General features: G+C 57.4%; 13 protein-coding genes and 1 tRNA gene. 8 read left to right on the top strand and 6 right to left on the bottom strand.

Annotated features, from left to right (window positions below):
* Nucleotides 1-178: 178 nt before the first annotated feature.
* From ACWXTG_RS01715 to ACWXTG_RS01705, 3 genes are read left to right on the top strand one after another with little or no spacing between them, the layout of a single operon-like run.
* On the top strand, nt 179-676 hold the full coding sequence (locus ACWXTG_RS01715) for a GreA/GreB family elongation factor (RefSeq protein ID WP_480220480.1): 498 nt from the start codon (nt 179-181) through the stop codon (nt 674-676).
* Nucleotides 677-689: 13 nt separating this feature from the next.
* On the top strand, nt 690-1,292 hold the full coding sequence (locus ACWXTG_RS01710; RefSeq protein WP_480220479.1) for a nitroreductase family protein: 603 nt from the start codon (nt 690-692) through the stop codon (nt 1,290-1,292).
* 39 nt (nt 1,293-1,331) lie between these two features.
* On the top strand, nt 1,332-2,927 hold the full coding sequence (locus tag ACWXTG_RS01705) for an ABC-F family ATPase (RefSeq protein WP_480220478.1): 1,596 nt from the start codon (nt 1,332-1,334) through the stop codon (nt 2,925-2,927).
* A 44-nt stretch (nt 2,928-2,971) separates the two neighbouring features.
* Here ACWXTG_RS01705 and ACWXTG_RS01700 read toward each other — a convergent pair whose 3' ends face one another.
* The 3 genes from ACWXTG_RS01700 to yegD form a co-directional block, all read right to left on the bottom strand.
* The gene (locus ACWXTG_RS01700) at nt 2,972-4,069 is read right to left on the bottom strand and encodes a two-component system response regulator (protein ID WP_309564931.1); all 1,098 of its coding nucleotides are present in this window, start codon (nt 4,067-4,069) and stop codon (nt 2,972-2,974) included.
* A 12-nt stretch (nt 4,070-4,081) separates the two neighbouring features.
* On the bottom strand, nt 4,082-8,461 hold the full coding sequence (locus tag ACWXTG_RS01695) for a response regulator (protein ID WP_480220477.1): 4,380 nt from the start codon (nt 8,459-8,461) through the stop codon (nt 4,082-4,084).
* A 467-nt stretch (nt 8,462-8,928) separates the two neighbouring features.
* A complete protein-coding gene (gene yegD / locus ACWXTG_RS01690; RefSeq protein ID WP_480220476.1) occupies nt 8,929-10,233 on the bottom strand; it encodes a molecular chaperone in 1,305 nt (434 codons plus the stop codon).
* 182 nt (nt 10,234-10,415) lie between these two features.
* Here yegD and ACWXTG_RS01685 point away from each other — a divergent pair, with 182 nt between their 5' ends.
* From ACWXTG_RS01685 to ACWXTG_RS01665, 5 genes are all read left to right on the top strand, one after another.
* A complete protein-coding gene (locus ACWXTG_RS01685; protein ID WP_480220475.1) occupies nt 10,416-11,288 on the top strand; it encodes a DMT family transporter in 873 nt (290 codons plus the stop codon).
* Nucleotides 11,289-11,378: 90 nt separating this feature from the next.
* Nucleotides 11,379-11,469 (top strand) — tRNA-Ser (locus tag ACWXTG_RS01680).
* Nucleotides 11,470-11,671: 202 nt separating this feature from the next.
* Nucleotides 11,672-12,238, top strand: coding sequence for an FxDxF family PEP-CTERM protein (locus ACWXTG_RS01675; protein ID WP_309564927.1), 567 nt, complete (start codon nt 11,672-11,674; stop codon nt 12,236-12,238).
* A 164-nt stretch (nt 12,239-12,402) separates the two neighbouring features.
* Complete coding sequence (gene mltF, locus ACWXTG_RS01670; protein WP_480220474.1) at nt 12,403-13,821, top strand: membrane-bound lytic murein transglycosylase MltF; 1,419 nt, start codon at nt 12,403-12,405, stop codon at nt 13,819-13,821.
* A 138-nt stretch (nt 13,822-13,959) separates the two neighbouring features.
* Complete coding sequence (locus ACWXTG_RS01665) at nt 13,960-15,720, top strand: cation:proton antiporter (protein WP_480220473.1); 1,761 nt, start codon at nt 13,960-13,962, stop codon at nt 15,718-15,720.
* Nucleotides 15,721-15,775: 55 nt separating this feature from the next.
* Here ACWXTG_RS01665 and serS read toward each other — a convergent pair whose 3' ends face one another.
* The 3 genes from serS to ACWXTG_RS01650 form a co-directional block, all read right to left on the bottom strand.
* Complete coding sequence (gene serS, locus ACWXTG_RS01660) at nt 15,776-17,068, bottom strand: serine--tRNA ligase (RefSeq protein ID WP_480220472.1); 1,293 nt, start codon at nt 17,066-17,068, stop codon at nt 15,776-15,778.
* 44 nt (nt 17,069-17,112) lie between these two features.
* Nucleotides 17,113-18,435, bottom strand: coding sequence for a replication-associated recombination protein A (locus tag ACWXTG_RS01655; RefSeq protein ID WP_480220471.1), 1,323 nt, complete (start codon nt 18,433-18,435; stop codon nt 17,113-17,115).
* Nucleotides 18,436-18,547: 112 nt separating this feature from the next.
* Complete coding sequence (locus tag ACWXTG_RS01650) at nt 18,548-19,771, bottom strand: FecR family protein (protein ID WP_480220470.1); 1,224 nt, start codon at nt 19,769-19,771, stop codon at nt 18,548-18,550.
* Nucleotides 19,772-19,773: the final 2 nt, after the last annotated feature.

Genomic DNA, 19,773 nt, shown 5'->3' with positions numbered 1-19,773 from the left:
TTTTTTATTTTCTGCTTTCCCGGCTTGTAAACATTATGTACTGATGCATATTCATGACATTGTGTTTCCCCGCCCCATCATTTTCGCCATTAAAAATAAACCTTCTGTTCCACGTCAGGAATAAGGCGCTGCGCCTCACTCTACTTGAGTTATAATTCAACGTTTTATAGGTCACGCTATGAGCCGTGGATTTGTAAAAGAGGATGACCTGGAGCATGCCGGCACGGATCTGCCGGAACGCCCGATCAGCCCGCATCCCAATTATGTCACCCCGCATGGCCTCAAGCAGTTACAGCAGCAAGCCAGCGAGTTGGAGCAGGAACGGCTGCCGCTCGCACAGCGCAAGGAGGACCCTGTGGCGCAACAACGGCTGGCCATGATAGACCGCGACCTGCGCTATCTTCAGGCCAGGCTGGAATCGGCCATCCTGGTTGACCCTGCCGCGCAGCCGGCAGATACCGTCCTCTTCGGCGCGACGGTGGATGTCGAGGACGAGGAAGGCGAACCCCATTCGTTCATGATTGTGGGCGAGGATGAAACCGACATTGCCACAAACCGCGTCAGCTGGGTATCGCCGCTAGCCAAGGCGCTGATCGGGCAGAAAGTCGGCGACAGCGTGGTCTGGCATCGCCCGGCGGGCGACCTGGAACTGGAAATTATTGCAATCCACTATTGAGGAATTCGCTACCATGAATGTGATTGAGGCGATTGAAAGCCGCCGCTCGGTAAAAGCCTATGACGCCAGCCATGTGATGCCAGAGGCGGAGATAGAGAAATTGATGTCGCTCGCCGTGCTCTCGCCGACGGCATTCAATATCCAGAACTGGCGCTTCGTGCTGGTGCAGGACCCTGAGCTACGCAAGCAAGTGCGCGCCGCTAGTTGGGACCAGGCTCAAGTCACAGATGCCTCGTTGCTGGTGGTGCTGACGGCGGACCTGAAAGCCTGGGAAAAAGATCCGCACCGCTATTGGCGCAATGCGGAACAGCCCGTGCAGGACTACTTGGTCAACGCCATCGACAACTACTACCGCGGCAAGGAGCAGGTGCAACGCGACGAGGGTATGCGCTCCTGCGGCATGGCGGCCGCCACGCTGATGCTCGCTGCCAAGGAGCTGGGCTATGACTCCTGCCCGATGGATGGCTTTGATTTCGACGCGGTCGCCAAGCTGCTCAACCTGCCTGCCGACCATATCCCGGCGATGTTTGTCGCCATTGGCAAGGGCATCCAGCCCCCTCGCCCGCGCGGCGGCCAGCTGGCACTGGATGAAGTCGTCATCCGCAACAAGTTTTAATTCATTGATCGATAGTTTTACTTTAGGAATACAACCGACGTGTTAATCGCAAACAATATCACCATGCAGTTCGGTGCCAAGCCCTTGTTCGAGAATGTCTCGGTCAAGTTCGGCGACAACAATCGCTACGGCCTGATCGGCGCCAACGGCTGCGGCAAGTCCACCTTCATGAAAATCCTGGCAGGCGTGCTGGAGCCGACCGCCGGCAATGTCGCGCTCGACGTGAACGAGCGCATGGCGTTCCTGCGCCAGGACCAGTTTGCCTATGAAGACCAGCGCGTGCTGGACGTGGTGATGATGGGGCACGAGGAAATGTGGAAGGCCAATGTAGAGAAGAACGAAATCTACATGAACCCGGAAGCCACCGAAGACGACTACATGAAAGCCGCCGAGCTGGAAACCGTGTTCGCCGAATACGACGGCTACACCGCCGAGGCGCGCGCGGGCGAACTGCTGCTGGGCGTGGGCATTCCCACCGACCAGCACAACGGCCTCATGAGTTCCGTGGCGCCGGGCTGGAAGCTGCGCGTGCTGCTCGCGCAGGCGCTGTTCGCCAACCCTGACGTCTTGCTGCTGGACGAACCGACCAACAACCTGGACATCAACACCATCCGCTGGCTGGAGGACGTGCTCAACAACCGCGACTGCACCATGATCATCATCTCGCACGACCGGCACTTCCTGAACCAGGTCTGTACGCATACCTGCGACATGGATTACGGCACGCTCAAGGTCTACCCGGGCAATTACGACGACTACATGGAGGCCTCCACCGCCGCGCGTGCCCAGGCCGCCAAGGACAACGCCCGCGCCAAGGAAAAGGTGGCCGAGCTGCAGGATTTCGTGCGCCGCTTCTCCGCCAACAAGTCCAAGGCCAAGCAGGCCACCAGCCGCCTGAAGATGATCGACAAGATCAAGATCGAGGAATTCAAGCCTTCCAGCCGCCAGTACCCGTTCATCCGCTTCGAGTTCGACGACAGGGAAAAACTGCACCGCCAGGCCGTGGAAATCGAGAAGCTCAGCCATGGCTACGACAAATCCTTGTTCAACGATTTCAACCTCATGGTGGAAGCCGGAGAGCGCATCGCCATCATCGGCGAGAACGGCGTGGGCAAGACCACCCTACTGCGCTGCATCGCGGGCGACATCCAGCCCAACCACGGCAGCGTCAAGTGGGCGGAAAAAGCCAAGATCGGCTACTACGCGCAGGATCACGAATACGAGTTCGAGAACGGCGAATCATTGTTCGACTGGATGACATTGCATACCCAGCCCGGCGACGACGATCAGTCCGTACGCAGCATGCTGGGGCGCTTGCTGTTTTCCGGCGAGGACACCAAGAAATCGGTCAAAGTGCTTTCCGGCGGCGAGAAAGGCCGCATGCTCTACGGCAAGCTGATGCTGGCCCGCACCAACGTGCTGTTGATGGATGAACCGACCAACCACATGGATATGGAGTCCATCGAGGCGCTCAATACCGCGCTGGACAAGTACAAGGGCACGCTGATTTTCGTCAGCCATGACCGCGAGTTCGTCAGCTCCCTCGCCACGCGTATTCTGGAAGTGAAATCGGACGGCATTGTCGACTTCCTCGGCAATTACGAGGATTACCTGGCAAGCCAGGGCGTCGAGTAAGCCCTGCTCGATAAAAAAGGATGGCAGATGCCATCCTTTTTTATTCATGCCTTGCCGGCGTACCGGTCTTGGTATTGCTTCGCGATGCGCCAGAACTCATCCTTGACCGACATGAAGGCATCGACGATATCCGGGTCGAAATGCTTGCCGCGCCCTTCGAGGATGATCTGTACCGCCACTTCATGATCGAACGCCTTTTTGTACACCCGTTCGCTGATCAAGGCATCATAGACGTCGGCAATCGCCATCAAGCGGGCGGAGACCGGGATGTCCTCCCCGCGCAAGCCGTCGGGATAGCCTGAGCCGTCCCAGTGCTCGTGATGCCACATGGCGATCTCGCGGGCATACTGCAGGAAATTGTTGTCGCGGCCGATCACCTTCTCCGCCTCGATCAAGGCATTGGCGCCCAGCCTCGCATGCCTCTTCATCACCTCGTACTCTTCCTCGGTCAGCGGGCCGGGCTTGAGCAATATGCGGTCCGGGATACCCACCTTGCCGATATCGTGCAGGGGCGCGGATTTGTATATCAGGTCGATCACCGGAGTAGTCAATTGCGCGGCAAATCGCGGATGCTCGCGCAGTTTTTCCGCCAGCAGGCGCACGTAGTTCTGCGTGCGGCGGATATGGTTGCCGGTTTCGTTGTCGCGCGCTTCCACAAGGGAAGCCAGCGCGAAGATGGTCGCATTCTGGATCAAGGCGATCTCGCGCGTGCGCTGCTCGACCTGGTATTCAAGGAACCGGCGCTGGTCCTTGAGGAACAAATGCGTCTGGATACGCGCCAATACGATCGGCGGACTGATCGGCTTCACGATGTAGTCGACCGCCCCGACGTCGAACCCGCGCTGCTCGTCCTCCATATGGATCTTGGCGGTGAGGAAAATGACCGGGATGCTCTCCGTGACCGGGTTGGCCTTGAGCTGGCGGCAAACTTCGTAGCCGTCTATGTCCGGCATCATGATGTCCAGCAGGATCAGGTCGGGCTGAGGCAGCATCTGCGCTATATTCAATCCATCGACGCCGCTGGTGGAGACCTTGACCCGGTAGAACTCCTTCAGCAGGGCATTAATGACCGACAGGTTTTCCGGTGTGTCGTCAATGACCAGGATCGTTTGCTTGCTGTTTGTATCCGATATCTTGTCCATCGCCGCTTGTCCTTAGGATAGGTTCTCATGTGAAGCCGTTGCCAATAACGGCTTCACCACGAGCAAAGCCGCATCGAATTGGTAGAAGCCTACAAGCCCCACCAGCTTGTCATATTGTTGCGCTGTCAGCATGGCTCTCAGCGCCTGGGCCTGGTCTGCAAGAAAATCCTGCACGCTGGCATCCCTCGCTTCGAGGTATTGGGTCAATCGCAACAACAATACCTGGCCTTCCTGCTGCGTGACATGAACAGATGATGACCCAGCGCCGGCTGCCTGCTGGCCCAATACGCGCGCCACGGCGGCAACCGCACTGGCAAGGTCCGATTCAAGCCGCGCCAGGGCCGGCCCGGTATCAGCATTTTCCACCAAGGCCTGCTCAAGCCCGGCCGCCGCATCAGACAATGCCTGCGCCCCCAGGTTGGCCGCCACGCCCTTCAGCGTATGGGCCAGCCTGACGGCATCGGGCCGGCGCTCCTCCTGCAAGGCGTTTCTTATCTGATCAGGCATGCCCTGCTGGCTCTGGATGAACTGCCGCAACAGTCTGCGATACAGCTCCTGGTTTCCCGCGACGCGTCGCAACGCTTCCGGGACATTGAACCCTTCAATTTCCAATTCGGCATATCCTCCTATGGCTTGTGCTGCGTCTCCCGGCGCAGCCTCGTGGCCGACATGAATACAGGCAAGGGCCTGATACAGCATATCCGGATTGATGGGCTTGGTGATGTGGGCCGCCATGCCGAGCTCGATGCAGCGCTGGCGCTCCTCGACGGTGGCATGTGCCGTCATCGCCAGCACCGGCAAGTGATCGAACGCGGGATTGGCGCGGATACGGCGTGTCGCCTCATAGCCGTCCATCACCGGCATCTGCAGGTCCATCAGTATCGCATCGTAATGCGCGCCTTGCTCGTTCAGCTTGTCCAGCGCCTCCTGCCCATGCTCGGCAATCTGCACTATCGCCCCTACGGCCTGCAACAGTTCGGAAGCGATCTGCTGGTTGATTTCGTTATCCTCGACCACCAGCAGCCGCATGCCGCTGAGATCGTAATTCGGGCTCTGCGACACATACGACCAGTTTTCCACGGATGCGCTGTAAATGCCCACCAAAGTATCAACCAGGGTGGACTGGCTGACCGGCTTGACCAGGAAGCCCTCCAGCTTCAGGTCATCGCACTCCTTGCGGATTTCCTCGCGACCATACGCGGTCACCATGATGATGGCGGGTATTTTGCCCAAGCTGGCATCGTGCTTGATCAGGCGCGCCGCCTCGAGACCGCTCAACCCCGGCATCTTCCAATCCATCAATACCAGGTCCACCGGCAATACATGCTGCATGTCCCGTACCGTCGCCACGGCCTCCATTCCGGAATTGGCATGGCTGATCTTGCACGGCAGGAAGCCGAGCTGGCTGGCAAGGATACTCCTCGCCGTGAGGTTGTCATCCACCACCAGCACGTGCAGGTCGTTGAGCTCGTTGGTCAGGGTATAAGGCCGGGCCGGATGCCCATTGCCGAACCATGCGGTAAACGTGAACGTAGAGCCCTGCCCGGGGACGCTGGTCACCCAGATATCCCCTTGCATCATGCCCACCAGCCGCTTGCAGATGGTCAGCCCCAGCCCTGTGCCGCCGTATTTGCGCGTAGTGGAGCCGTCGGCCTGAACGAACGGCTGGAACAGGCGCGAACAGGTTTCATCGTCCATGCCGATGCCGGAATCGATCACGAGGAACTGCAACTTGATCTGCTGATCGTTGGAATCCAGCAATTGGCAGCGGATGATGACTTCGCCCTCGTGGGTAAACTTGATGGCGTTGCTGACCAGGTTGAGCAATATCTGCCCCAGCCTCAAGGGGTCGCCGACCAGGTTACTTGGCACATCATCGGCAACGTCGAACAGAAGCTCGAGCCCTGCCTCGGTGGCGGTATACGCCAAGGTATTGGTCACGCTGCTCAGCACCTGGTCCAGCGAGAATTCCACTTGCTCGAGATCCATCCGCCCCGACTCAATCTTGCTGAAATCCAGGATGTCGTTGATGACGGACAACAGGGAAATGCCCGCGCTGTGAATCTTGGTCACGTAATCGCGCTGCTTGGCGTCGAGCTCGGTTTTCAGCGCCAAATGGGCAAGCCCGATCACGGCGTTCATCGGCGTACGGATTTCATGGCTCATGTTGGCCAGGAACATGGATTTGGCAAGCGTCGCCTCTTCCGCCATATCACGCGCCAGGTGCAACTGCTCTTCGGCCGCACGCTTTTCCGTGACATCCTCGAACTGCCAGACACTGTGGTGTTCGGGGTCGTCGATGTCCACCGCGTGGCCGAAGATGCGGCACCAGAACTTGCTTCCATCCTTGCGGGTAAACTGGTGCTCGCCGGTATAAGTCTCGCCTCGGCGCAATACCTCATAGCCCTTGCCTACCGCAGCGAAGTCCTCGTCGTTGCTGAACCATTCCCGGGTGGAATGGCCCAACAGCTCGCCGCTCTGGTATCCCAGCATGGTTTCGAACTTGCGGTTGCATTGCACCACGCGGCGGTTCTTCAGCTCGATGATGCCCAGCGGGGCGGAATCAAACAATGCCTTCTGCTGGTCGATCGCCACGCTGAGCGCCTGCTGCGCCTCGCGCTGGGCGGTGATATCGACGATGGACCCCACCATCCCGCCAACAGAGCCGTCCGGCAACTTGAACCCGCTCACCCAGTACAGCACCTGGTGCATCTTGCCATCGGCAAACCGCAGGGACAGCGCCTTATGCACGGTGGCGCCGGTGGATATCACATGCTCGTCCTCCTCCTGGTAGGCCATGCGGTCTTCGTATGGCAAGTACTCCATCTCCAGCACGGTCTTGCCTATCATGCGGTCGCGGGACACGCCGAACTCATGCTCATAGGCGCGGTTGCAGCCCAGGAAGCGGCTGTCGCTGCCCTTGAAGAACAAGGGGCTGGGAATATTATCGATCAACTGCTGCAGGAAGAGGCTTTGCGACCTGACCTCTTGCTCGATCCGCCTGCGCTCGGTCACGTCTTCGACGAAACCGTTGTACACCAGCTCCCCCAGCATCGTATGCCTAGGAACGGCACGCGCACGAAGCCAGCGCGTATCGGGCCCTACTTGCAGCCTGAATTCTCCGTCCCATACCTGCTTGTTGTCCTTGGCCCGGCGCAGAGCAGCCAACAGTTCCAACCTTTGCTCCGGTACCACGTGGAGGAACGCGTTCTGCCAATCCGCCAGTATCCTTTCCTCCGGCACATCGAGTAGTTGGCAGGCGCTGGCATTGACGAAGGTGAAGCGTGCTGGCGTACCGTTGCCCGCATGCATCTGGAAAACGCCCACAGGCAGATTGCCGGTCAGGCTATCCAACTGCTCCTCGGACAGCTTGACCGCGCGCTGCTCACCCAGCATGCGATAAAGCAAGCCCGCAAGCAGTGCGGAAATCAACATGCCCAATACGACGATCGCCAGTATCGACCCGGCATGCTGATAAGACAGGCTGGCATGGGGATGCACGACCAGCGTACCGGAAAAATCGGCAATGCTGAAAGGCAGGCTGACATCCCATATTTCAGGCTCATAGGGCTGTTGAGAATCCAATTGGCGCAAAGGACTACCAGGAGCCACCACCTGCAATATGGGAAGCCTCATGCCTGCCCGGTCCAGCAGGATGACGTCCATATCCAGTTTCGCCGCTTGCTGCTCCAAGGTATGCAGCAACTGCTGGATAGACAAACGCCCGGCCACATAACCGGCAAGATGCTCAATATCCCGTTCATCACCAGCAAACACTGGCACCATGACCATGAATTGATTCGCATCCATGATGGACATCACCACGCTGTGCTTATTGGCAATGCCCTGCTCTAGCGTCTTGAAGTCCGGCGTGCCGATCAATGTATCCACCCCCAGCAAGGAAGGGTTTGCCGTTTCCTCGAAAGCCATTTCGCTATAAAAGATGGGGAAATACTCGTCACGTGCGCGGGCTGGGATAAACGCGTCACTGCCGGCGTCCTGCTCCAGCAAACGGAAGCCGGTCAGTCCGTCTCTAGCTGCGGCCTCGACCAGGCCCGGCACATCGGCAGCCTTGACCCTTGGCCGCCACTGCAGTTCTTTCAGCAAATGACTATGATGGATTGCGTTAACCGAAAATTCGGTAAACTCGGCGCGGCTGACGGATTCGCTCGCATTGAACAGCCATCCCGTGGCCTGTACAAAATCTACGGCATGCTGTATCTCGGATTGGATGGAGTGGTGCAGTTCCTGCCCGGCCGCCCTCGCCAACTCGAACTGGCGCGACTGCAAGCTACTGTTATAGAACTGGGCGCGGGCGATGATCGCAGTAACCACCATGCCGAGAATGAACACGCCCAGTGCCAACGGCCAGCCATGCTTTTTCTTTCCCATAAGCACTTTCGTCAAGTGTAATTGTTATGAAGTACGCGAGATGCAGCCTGGCTGCCAGTATCTCGTTACCTCTTCGACAATGCTTCTATTGGTGCTTAAACACTACGTGGATGGACACCCCCAATATCCATGCCTGGTCAGGATCGGCTGGAAACAAGAGCTGCGGCCGTATCGTGACGAAAACAAGTATCCACGCGCAACACCAGCCACAATGGCTAAGCCGCTGTTACATGGCAATACTTTATATGATTCAATGGAGTGACAGCAAGGATTAAGAGCCTGTTCAGAATCTTTTCATGAGTGCGTTGCCCGGCTACACTGCTGGGACAACCCACGAGAACATGCTCCAAAACGGGCCTGTTCCGCGCTGCAATCCTTGGCGGGGCAATGCGCATCACCTGCGGAATGCGCCCTGACCGGACACGTTTTAGAATCATGCGTACCCATGAAAAGACGGTGAACAAGCGCTAAGAAAAATGCCGGCTGGCGAACACGCTCAGGCCGCATGCGACGCTGCCATGCATGTTGCCGGAAACGAACGGCACGGCATCGCCCACCACTTCCCGGATCACCTGCTGGATGACGGGAGAGACGGCGGAACCGCCGGTCAGGTAAATCTTGTCGAGCCTAGACTCACTCGCCTGCCGTGCATCGTCGATCACCTGCCGGATTTTTTCTGTAGAACGTGTAATGGCCTCGCGGAAATCCTCGCGTGCCACCTGCACATCTAAACCATCTTCGACATACTCCAGCCCAAGCGTGTGCCGTTGGGTAGTCGACAATTCAATTTTTGCTAGCTCTGCACTGCGCACCAGATGACTGCTGAGCTTATCCTGCCATACCTTGTAAAGCCGTTCGCGCGCAGTATCCGCCTTGGCATGCACCGGCATCTCGAAGCGCGAATAGAATGCCTGCTGGCTGGGAATACTGTTTACGGCAATCGCGTCAAACGCCTTGTTGTGCAGCTCGTCCGTGCCGCGCCCGAACAGCGGCATGATGCTATGCCAGCCGAGGTTGACGTCCAGGTCCACCCCGCCGATGCGGTTGCCGGAATATGCCAGCAGATCGTCACTGCGCTCGCGCTTGTCCCGGTAGGATGGCCCGACCTTCACCACCGAGCAATCCGTGGTGCCGCCACCCACGTCCACCACCAGCAGCACTTCGTCCTGGTCGAGCCCCTGCTCATAATCCAGCGCCGCAGCCAGCGGTTCATACATGAAGACAATCTCTTCCAGCCCTGCCTCGGCGGCGGCATGTTCCATGATCGCCAATGCCTGCTTATCGCCCTGCTCGCCGCGGATGCCGTGATAGCGGATCGGCCTGCCGATGACTGCCTGGCGCAGATCCTTCCCGTAAAAAGCCCTGGCCTGCTCCAAGATGTGCGTCATCATCTTGGCAATGACCACCTCGAAAAAATCCATCTGGTCCTTATTGAGGTCGCTCCCCAAAAACACCTTGGGCGACTTCATGAACAAGCCATCGCCCGGGTTGCGGATATAGGCATCAATCGCCTCGGAACCATACAACAAGCCCTGCGCGTTGCCCAACTGCTGGCGTATGCTGCGCGACTCCATATCCTCGTTGAGCTCATGCTCCGGGAACGCCCGATAGATCGCCGAAGGCAGGTAAACGCTATCCTGCTCCAGTTTGGCCTGAACGACCTTTCCGTCTTTCACGACTCCCAGCGACGAATTGGAAGTCCCGTAATCTATTCCACAATGCATGATCACTACCCATGAGCGCCCGAAAGGCATGGCCGAAAAGTACGGCATTATACGCGCTCACCTGATGGAGGCAGCGAAAGAGGCTTCACAGGGTTTCGTATTGGATATTTGATGTGGAAACTCGCAACGACGTGATTGATGAGCCCGATACATCATTGCATCGATGGCCGTGATACACTCCGCAGCTACAGCATCGAACCATCTGCTGCATTCTTTCAAGTTATCCCGACATGAACCCAACCTTCAAGCATCAGCTGCTCCAAGGCATCCTCTGCATGTGTGGCGCCATTTTTCTGTTTGCAGGCAGCGACGCGCTTTCTAAATACTTGGTAGGCTTCTATGCAGTCGTTATGATCATCTGGATACGCTACGTCATCCACAGCAGTCTCATGCTGGCCGTCTTGTTCCCGCGCTCCGGCTTCGCCATTTTCAAAACCCGCAATCCAGGCTTGCAGCTGCTGCGCGGCTTATGCATGGTAGGCACCAACATGTTCTTCATTTCCGCCTTGCGTTACATTCCCCTGGCGGAAGGCACCGCGATCGTCTACCTGACCCCGTTGATCGTCACCATGCTGTCCGGTCCATTACTGGGCGAGCGGGTCAGGCCGCTGCAATGGTTTGCCGTATCGCTTGGCTTTATAGGCGTGCTCGTGATTTTACGGCCTGGCGGCGCACTGTTCACCCCCGTCAGCCTGCTTGCCGTAGGCGCGGCATTCACCTTCAGCCTGTATCAGATCATCACGCGCAAGCTCAACGCTACCGACAGCTCCGCCACGACCAACTTGCTCAGCGGCCTGATAGGCAGCGCCGCCCTGACATTCATTGCGCCTTTCTTCTGGCAAACCCCCAGCGCACACCATGCCATCCTGTTGCTTGCACTGGGGGTTTCCGCCCTACTGAGCCACCTGCTGATGACAGAGGCATACCATCATGCCAACCCCGCGACGCTGGCCCCCTTCACCTATGGACAATTGATATTCGCCGGACTGATCGGCTACCTGATCTTCGGCCACGTGCCGGACCTATATAGTTTTATTGGCATCGCCATCATCTGCACCAGCGGCATACTGGTGCTATCGCAGAAATCCAGGACGGCAGCCTAACAGGACTTAAGTAGAGACTTCTTTTCTCCAACAGGCTTGTAGACGATGAGTTTTACTTAGAAAGGTCCGTAAGCTATAATCCGCGCTCCCGGAGAGGTGGCAGAGCTGGTTGAATGTACCTGACTCGAAATCAGGCATACGTGAAAGCGTATCGAGGGTTCGAATCCCTCCCTCTCCGCCATCCGTAATTCTATCTCTGCAATCCCAATCCAATCCCTTGCGTTTCGTTTGATTCCTCACCTCTAGTCCGATCAGACTATTTAGTCCATTCGCACTATTGAGGAGGAACGAGAGATCAGTGAATATCTGTTCCACAGGCTGACAATAAATTCAATAGAAGCTTGACCTTAGTTGTCCATACTTAAATTTTTTAGGGGTTTATCATGTTAGCTACTACATTCAAGAAAAGTGCCGTTGCACTTGCTTTCGGCCTGACATCACTGGCTGCAACCAGCGCGTTTGCTGCTGATCCAATCATTCTTCCAGTTACCGATGGTACTATTCACTTCGGTAATGATTTTGCATCTGGTGTGTCTTTTACAGACATATTTCAATTCACTCTTACCAGCCCAACAGATGTTTCCGGAACTGCGAGCTCCACTTATTTATCAATTGGCAGCTTGGTATATCAAGGCGTTGATTTGACCAGTGTTGTGCTGGCTGGTGAGAATGCAAGCCCAACTCAATTGGCACTAGACCTCGGCGGTGCTACTTCCACCACCGAAACCTGGACCTTCTCCCTTGCCAACTTGTCTGCAGGAACGTATACCCTCACCATTTCCGGTGTGGCTGGTATCACTTCCACCGAATTTGCCAAAGCCTCCTACGGCGGTAATATCACCTTCACCGCTGCGGTTCCTGAGCCATCTACCTATGGCATGCTGGCACTGGGTCTTGGTTTGGTTGGTTTTGCTGCTCGCAGCCGCAAGAACGCAAGCAAGTTCGCCTAATCAGCAATCAAGTTTTCTTCAAGGCTGCGGCTTCCGCAGCCTTTTTGTTTATTTATCTCTAACCCATTGTTAAATAAAATAAATACAAGTATTTTCATTTGCGGGCAAGAACTAAAAGATGCTCAGACTGGACAAAGACAGCAATCTTTAGGAAACTTGACCGGATGCGTTCACTGGTTATCTTTTTATTAGCGCTGTTGCTGATGGGCTGTAAGGAAGCGCCCAAACCGCTGGCAGACCCTCGCACCACCAAGGAAATCATTGTGGTCACCCACAATGGACCAAGTACGTACTACTACAGCGGCAATAATCAATATGCCGGGCTTGAGCACGATCTGGTGCGAAACTTCGTACGTGAGCTCGGTCCTGAGTACAGTGTCAAATTCCTCGTCGTCAATAATATCTCGCAGGTGATTCCCGCACTGCTCAAGCACAAGGCGCATTTTGCGGCTGCTGACCTCAGCATTACGCATACGCGCGAGCATTTGGTCAGGTTCACCCTGCCCTACCAGAAAGTGCAGCAGCAAATTGTCTTTAACAGCGAGCTGACAAAAGCGCCAAAAAATATCAAGGAACTGTTAGGCCGACAAATTACCGTCTCCTCCGGCACCAGCTACTCGGAACGCCTGCAACGCTTGAAGGAGCACGAGCCCCAACTCAGCTGGACGGAAACCCCCAATGCGAATTCCGACGAGCTGATGACCCAAGTCGCCGAAGGCGAGCTGGATTTCACCGTGGCAGACGGGCACTTGATTGCACTGGTACAGAACTATTATCCCAACCTTGGTGCAAGCCTGACACTGGGAAAGCCCGAGCAAGTGGCCTGGGCCTTTCCGAAAACCGGCGACAAATGGCTGTATGAAAAGGCCAATGCGTTTTTTACGCGCATCAGCCAGGACGGCACGCTGCGCAACCTGATCGACCGCTACTATGGCCATGCCGACCGCCTCAAGCCGATTGACGTCACCACCTTCATGCAGCGTTCCGAAACCTTGCTGCCTCAATACAGACGCTTGTTCCATGAAGCCCAGGAGCTGACCGGGCTGGATTGGCGACTGGTGGCCGCGATTGCATATCAGGAATCGCACTGGGACAGGTTCAACACCTCGCCCACCAATGTACGGGGCATGATGATGCTGACAGAGGACACCGCCGACAGGCTGGGCGTCACCGACCGGTTGGATGCGCGCCAGAGCATTATTGCCGGGGCACGGTATGTGCTTATGCTCAAGGACCTAATCCCGGACAGCGTACATGAGCCGGACCGGACTTGGATGGCGCTTGCGGCCTACAACATCGGTTATGCCCACCTGCAGGATGCGCGCATCCTGGCAAAACGGTTGAAGCTCAATCCTGACCGGTGGGTGGACGTAAAAAAGGCCTTGCCGTTGCTGAGCAAGGAAGAACACTTTTCAACGCTCAAATATGGTTTTGCACGCGGTGGAGCTCCTGTCGTGTTTGTGGAGTCCGTGCGTACCTACCACAAGATACTGGCGCGGCGTGAGCCCCGGCATACGCCCATCTTCCCGAGTTTCGAGGTGGCAAGCTTGAACGGCTTCGGCAATACGCTTAGCCAAGAATAAGTAGCAGAATCAAGCTTTATCCTGCCCTTGGCTCTGCCGGGATCGTTATAAAATAGGGCTGAAACAGTTCTATTCAATCAAAACATGACGCAGCCATTGGCTTCAGTCATGTCTCTACCATAGAGAAAATTTACGATTATGCACGCCGCCGCCTTCATACAGGACTTGGCTGTCATCATGCTGGTGGCAGGCATGGTCACGATTATCTTCCACCGCATGAAACAGCCGGTGGTGCTGGGCTACATCCTTGCCGGGCTGATATTGGGCCCGCACACCCCGCCCTTCTCCATGGTGCACGACAACCATACGATCGAGATCCTGGCCGAACTAGGCATCGTGTTCCTGATGTTTTCGCTGGGGCTTGAGTTCAGCCTGCGCAAGCTGCGAGCGGTAGGCGCCACTGCCGTGGTGGCGGCGCTGGTGGAAATCGTCGTGATGGTCTGGCTGGGCTACGAGATAGGCAGCTATTTTGGCTGGAAATCCATGGATTCGATCTTCCTGGGCGCCATGCTGGCGATTTCGTCGACCACCATCATCGTCAAGGCGCTCGACGAGCTCAACATGAAGCACGAGCGCTTCGCCCAGATGATCTTCGGCGTGCTGATCGTCGAGGATATCCTCGGTATCGGCATTATTGCGCTACTTTCCGGCATTGCAGCCACCGGGCAGGTATCCACCCTGGATGCCGCCGTCACCATTTCCAATCTCACCTTGTTCATGGTGGTTGCGCTTGTGCTCGGCATTATCCTTGTGCCCAAGCTGCTCGAATACGTCGCCAGCTTCAAGCGCGACGAAATGCTGCTGATCACCATCCTCGGCTTGTGTTTCGGCTTCTGCCTGCTGGTGATCAAGCTGGACTACAGCGTGGCGCTCGGCGCATTCATGATCGGCGCCATCATGGCGGAATCGCGCCGCATCCGGGTGATCGAGCGGCTGATCATGCCGATCCGCGACATGTTCAGCGCGATCTTCTTCGTCGCCATCGGCCTGATGCTTGACCCCGCCATCATTATCGAATATGCCGACCCCGTGATCGTGGTCATCCTGGTGATCATCTTCGGCAAGATTTTCGCCTGCACCCTGGGCGCCATGGCCGCTGGCAACGACGGACGCACTTCCTTGCGCGTGGGCATGGGCTTGTCGCAAATCGGCGAGTTCTCGTTCATCATCGCCTCCTTGGGCCTGACGCTCGGCGTCACCAGCTCGTTCCTCTATCCGATCGCCGTGGCCGCCTCCGTCATTACCACGCTCACCACGCCTTACCTCATCAAGGCCGCCGACCCGCTGTCCAGCACCCTGGCCCGCAACATGCCGGCCAGGATTTCACAATTCTTCCGGCTGTACAGCGACTGGCTGGCCTCCAATAACCATGCCCCGGACAGCGACGGCGCCATCCTCGCCGGCATTTACCGCAAGCTGCTGCTGCAAGTGTTCGTCAACCTGTGCATGGTCAGCGCGCTGTTCCTGGGAGCTGTCTGGCTAGTCAATGTGCACCTGGTCAGCCTGCCGTCTCCCATGCGCGACATCATGTGGCAGCAAGCTCTCACCTGGGGTTCGGCATTGCTGCTGGCAGCGCCTTTCCTGATCGCGGCCTTCAGGAAGCTGCAATCCCTCGGCCTGCTGCTTGCCGACCATACCACGCAAGGCATGACGGGAAACGATTGTGGCCGCGTGCAGCGCTTTATCGCCAAGGCGGTGAACGTGCTGGCTGTCGTTGGCATGGCATTGCTGATCCTGGCGTTGAGCCATCGCATCATGCCGCCGCTGGATGTTTGGGTTGTGGTGCTGCTGATCGTCGCAGGACTGGTCGCCTTGCTCTGGCGCTGGTTCGTGATACTGCACTACCGCATGCAGATTGCCCTGATCGAAACGTTGAGCCAGGAAAAGGAAGAACATTGATGCCGCAGCGAGCGATTGCTCGCTGCGGCATCAGTTGACGGAGACTTGCTTATTTCTAGGCGTTGATGACTTCCAGCCCGCCCATGTAAGGGCGCAGCGCCTCAGGCACCACCACGCTGCCGTCGGCCTGCTGGTTGTTCTCCAGCACGGCCACCAGGGTACGGCCCACTGCCAGGCCTGAACCGTTCAAGGTATGCAGCAACTCGGGCTTGCCGCCTTCATTGCGGAAACGCGCCTGCAGGCGGCGCGCCTGGAACGCCTCGCAGTTGGATACCGAGGAGATTTCGCGATAGGTATTCTGCGCAGGCAGCCAGACTTCCAGGTCATAGGTCTTGGCCGCGCCGAAGCCCATGTCGCCGGTGCACAGCAGCACGACACGGTATGGCAATCCCAACGCCTGCAGCACATGCTCGGCATGGCCGACCATCTCTTCCAGCGCTTCGTAGCTGAGCTCGGGATGGGTGATCTGCACCATTTCCACCTTGTCGAACTGGTGCTGGCGTATCATGCCGCGCGTATCGCGGCCGTAAGAACCTGCCTCGGAACGGAAGCATGGGGTATGCGCCGTCAGCTTGATCGGCAGGCTGTCCAGCGCCACGATTTCGTCGCGCACGGTGTTGGTCAGCGTCACCTCGGAAGTCGGGATCAGGTAAAACGCTTCGTTGCTGTCGCCTTCCTGCCCGCCCTTCTGCGCGGCGAACAGGTCCGCCTCGAACTTGGGCAACTGGCCGGTGCCGCGCAGGGTGTCGGCGTTGACGATGTAGGGCGTATAGCATTCGGTATAACCGTGCCTTTCCGTCTGCGTATCCAGCATGAACTGCGCCAGCGCGCGGTGCAGGCGGGCGATCTGCCCGCGCATGAGGGTGAATCGCGCGCCGGCCAGCTTGGCGCCGGTGTCGAAATCCAGGCCCAGCGGCGTGCCGATGTCGGTATGATCCTTGATCTGGAAGTCAAAACTGCGCGGCGTCCCTACACGGCGTACCTCGACGTTGTCCTCTTCCGACTTGCCGGCAGGCACGCTTTCATGCGGCAGGTTTGGCACGTTCAACAGGAGTTGCTGCAGCTCGGCCTGAATAACTGCCAATCGTTCCTCATCTTCCTTCAACTGGGCGCCCAGGCCGGCGATTTCCGCCATGATGGGGGCGACATCCTCGCCCTTGGACTTGGCGATGCCGATCTGCTTGGAAGTGGCATTGCGCTTGGCCTGCAAATCCTGCGTACGCGTCTGAACGGTCTTACGCTCGTTCTCAAGTGCTGTAAAAGCATCGGTATCAAAAGCAAAGCCTCGGCTGGCAAGGCGCGCCACGACGTTATCGAGGTCATTGCGTAACTGCTGGATGTCTAACATGAAAATTCCTGGGTTTGATTTCAAGTGTGCATAGGCACGTTGAGTTATTTTTTCCGCTTCTTGGCACGGGCACCCTCGTCAAGCGCCCTCAAGTGCGCCATTTTCTCGGCAATTTTACCTTCAAGCCCGCGCGGCGTGGGCACATAAAACTGCATCGCCTCAAGGTCGTCGGGGAAGTAGTCCTCGCCGGCGGCATAAGCCCCCGGCTCGTTGTGCGCGTAACGGTATTCCTTGCCGTAGTCCAATGCCTTCATGAGCTTGGTCGGCGCATTGCGCAGATGCAAGGGCACAGGGCGCGACTTGTCGCTGGCGACAAAAGCCTTGGCCTGGTTGTAGGCCATGTAGGCCGCATTGCTCTTGGCCGCCACCGCCAGGTAGATCACGGCATTGGACAATGCCAGCTCCCCCTCCGGCGACCCCAGGCGTTCGTAAATCTGGCAGGCTTCCAGCGCCATGGTCTGCGCGCGAGGGTCGGCAATGCCGATATCCTCGACTGCCATGCGCACGATGCGGCGGCCCAGGTAAAGCGGATCGGCCCCGCCGTCAATCATGCGCAGGAACCAGTACAGGGCCGCATCAGGGTTGGAGCCGCGCACGGATTTATGCAGGGCGGATATCTGGTCGTAGAAAGCCTCGCCGCCCTTGTCGAACCGGCGCAGCTTGCTCGCCATGGTCGACTGCAAGAATTCGGCATTGATCTCCGATACGCCGGCCGCAATCGCCGCATTGAACAAGCCTTCGGCAAAATTGAGCAGCCGCCTGGCGTCGCCGTCCGCATAGCCGAGCACCTGCTCCACGACATCCGGCGTCAAAGGGATATCCAGCTGCATTTCCTGCTTGCCGCGCTCGAGCAACTGTTTCAATTCGTCCTCGGACAAGGCGTTAAGAACGAACACCTGCGCCCGGCTCAACAGGGCGCTGTTGACCTCGAACGAAGGGTTTTCCGTGGTGGCGCCGATGAAGGTGATCAGGCCGCTTTCCACGAACGGCAGGAAAGCGTCCTGCTGGCCCTTGTTGAAGCGGTGCACTTCATCGACGAACAGGATGGTGCGGCGGCCGCGTTGCTGCAAGGTATGCTCGGCGCGCTCCACGGCCTCGCGGATGTCCTTGATCCCGGCCAGCACGGCGGACAAGGGAATGAACTCGGCATCCGCGGTATTGGCAATCAGCCTGGCCAGCGTGGTCTTACCCACGCCCGGCGGCCCCCACAGTATCATCGACGGCAGCTTGCCCGAGGTGAAAGCCAAGCGCAAAGGCTTACCTTCGCCCAACAGGTGCTTTTGCCCTACCACTTCATCCAGTGACTTAGGGCGCAGGCGCTCTGCCAGCGGGGCTTGGGGAGCAACGGGTTCGAATAGTCCGGTCAAAGCAGTGCCTGTTGTTGTTGATGATTCATGCGAAGAAATACCACGTGACAGTAGACCTGGGAGCATCAAAAAGCCCTATTCTACCGCCCGTATGGTTTAGAAACTACAGAGATTAGGGAGCAGTAAGCCCCCCCTGTAACTGCAAGTTCTGCCGGTTCACCAAAGTAATCAATTTAAATAAATCCTGCACAGAAAAGTTAATACCGGCATTTCCAAGCCCTTCACCACTCAGTTGCCCTTGATTCACCGTCAAGGTACAACCCGTGATGCACGCGCTGCCCGTCATGGCACCATCACTGAAAGTAAAACTTCCATCGGCATTCAATCGGCCATCAGCCGCTCGTGACGTAACGAGATTCATCCAACCACTAATGTCCACACTGAAACTTGCCTCCGACCTGCCAAAATTCACATCCAACTTGCCTTCTGCCATAAGAGGTACTGAAAATCCTAGCAAACGTCCATTAACCTCATTGCTGCCGCTCCAAGAGCCTGTCATATTCTCCTTGATGGCATTGCCAACTTGTGCGGCAATGTCATCCCCGCTTCCTCCTGGCAGTGGCGGTAACAATGGCGTCGGTGACTCGATTTCATTTTCGTTCAAGGCCAGGCAATTAGACATAGCGCAAGGCACCCCCTGATCGCTCCTGATATCGGCGTTGGCAAACCCTTTTTGACTGGCATCCGATGCATGTTTCTCTTCCAGGGTATCCTGGAAAGTACCCTGTTGCGGGCCGGCGGCGACCAGTACCGGCAAGACCTCGGAGTAGCCCGGACGGCTGCCTGCGTTGGATACTTCCCCTGCCTGCCCCCTGTATAGCACGAGGTTGCCCACGTCGTTTTGCATGAATACCGCGCCGTCGCCCACCTTGACCAGCAGCTTTTGCGCATCGTCGAGCGAGGCGGTGAATTCGGTGCCGCGTATGCCGATGGTGGCAACCGGCGTATCCATGCGGTAATTCGGCTTGTTGGCATGGCCAATCACCCCGGTAATGGCACGCAAGCCTCCCTTTACCAGGCGGAAGATGCCGCGCTCGCTACCGTCTTCCCGGCCGTTGTAGTGATATTCCTCGACCTTGAAGCTGGTATTGGGCTGCAGGGAAATGTAACCGCCGTCGATAAACTTAACCTGCATGCGGCCATCGGCAGTGAGCAGGGTTTCCCCCTCATCGAACTGGCTGCCCTTGCTGGCCTCGCGCACATTGCCCGAGCTGTCCACAATGCTCGCCGCGCCATGCACAAACTCCACCTTGCCCGCAGCGGCCGTGGCGACACTGGCATTCGCCGCAGTAGCCAGCGCGAGCAGTGCAATCCTGATTGTCGTCGCGATCTGCATCA

The sequence above is a fragment of the Methylobacillus sp. DLP286 genome (assembly GCF_056636515.1).
This window is presented reverse-complemented; position numbering and strand designations above follow the sequence as displayed.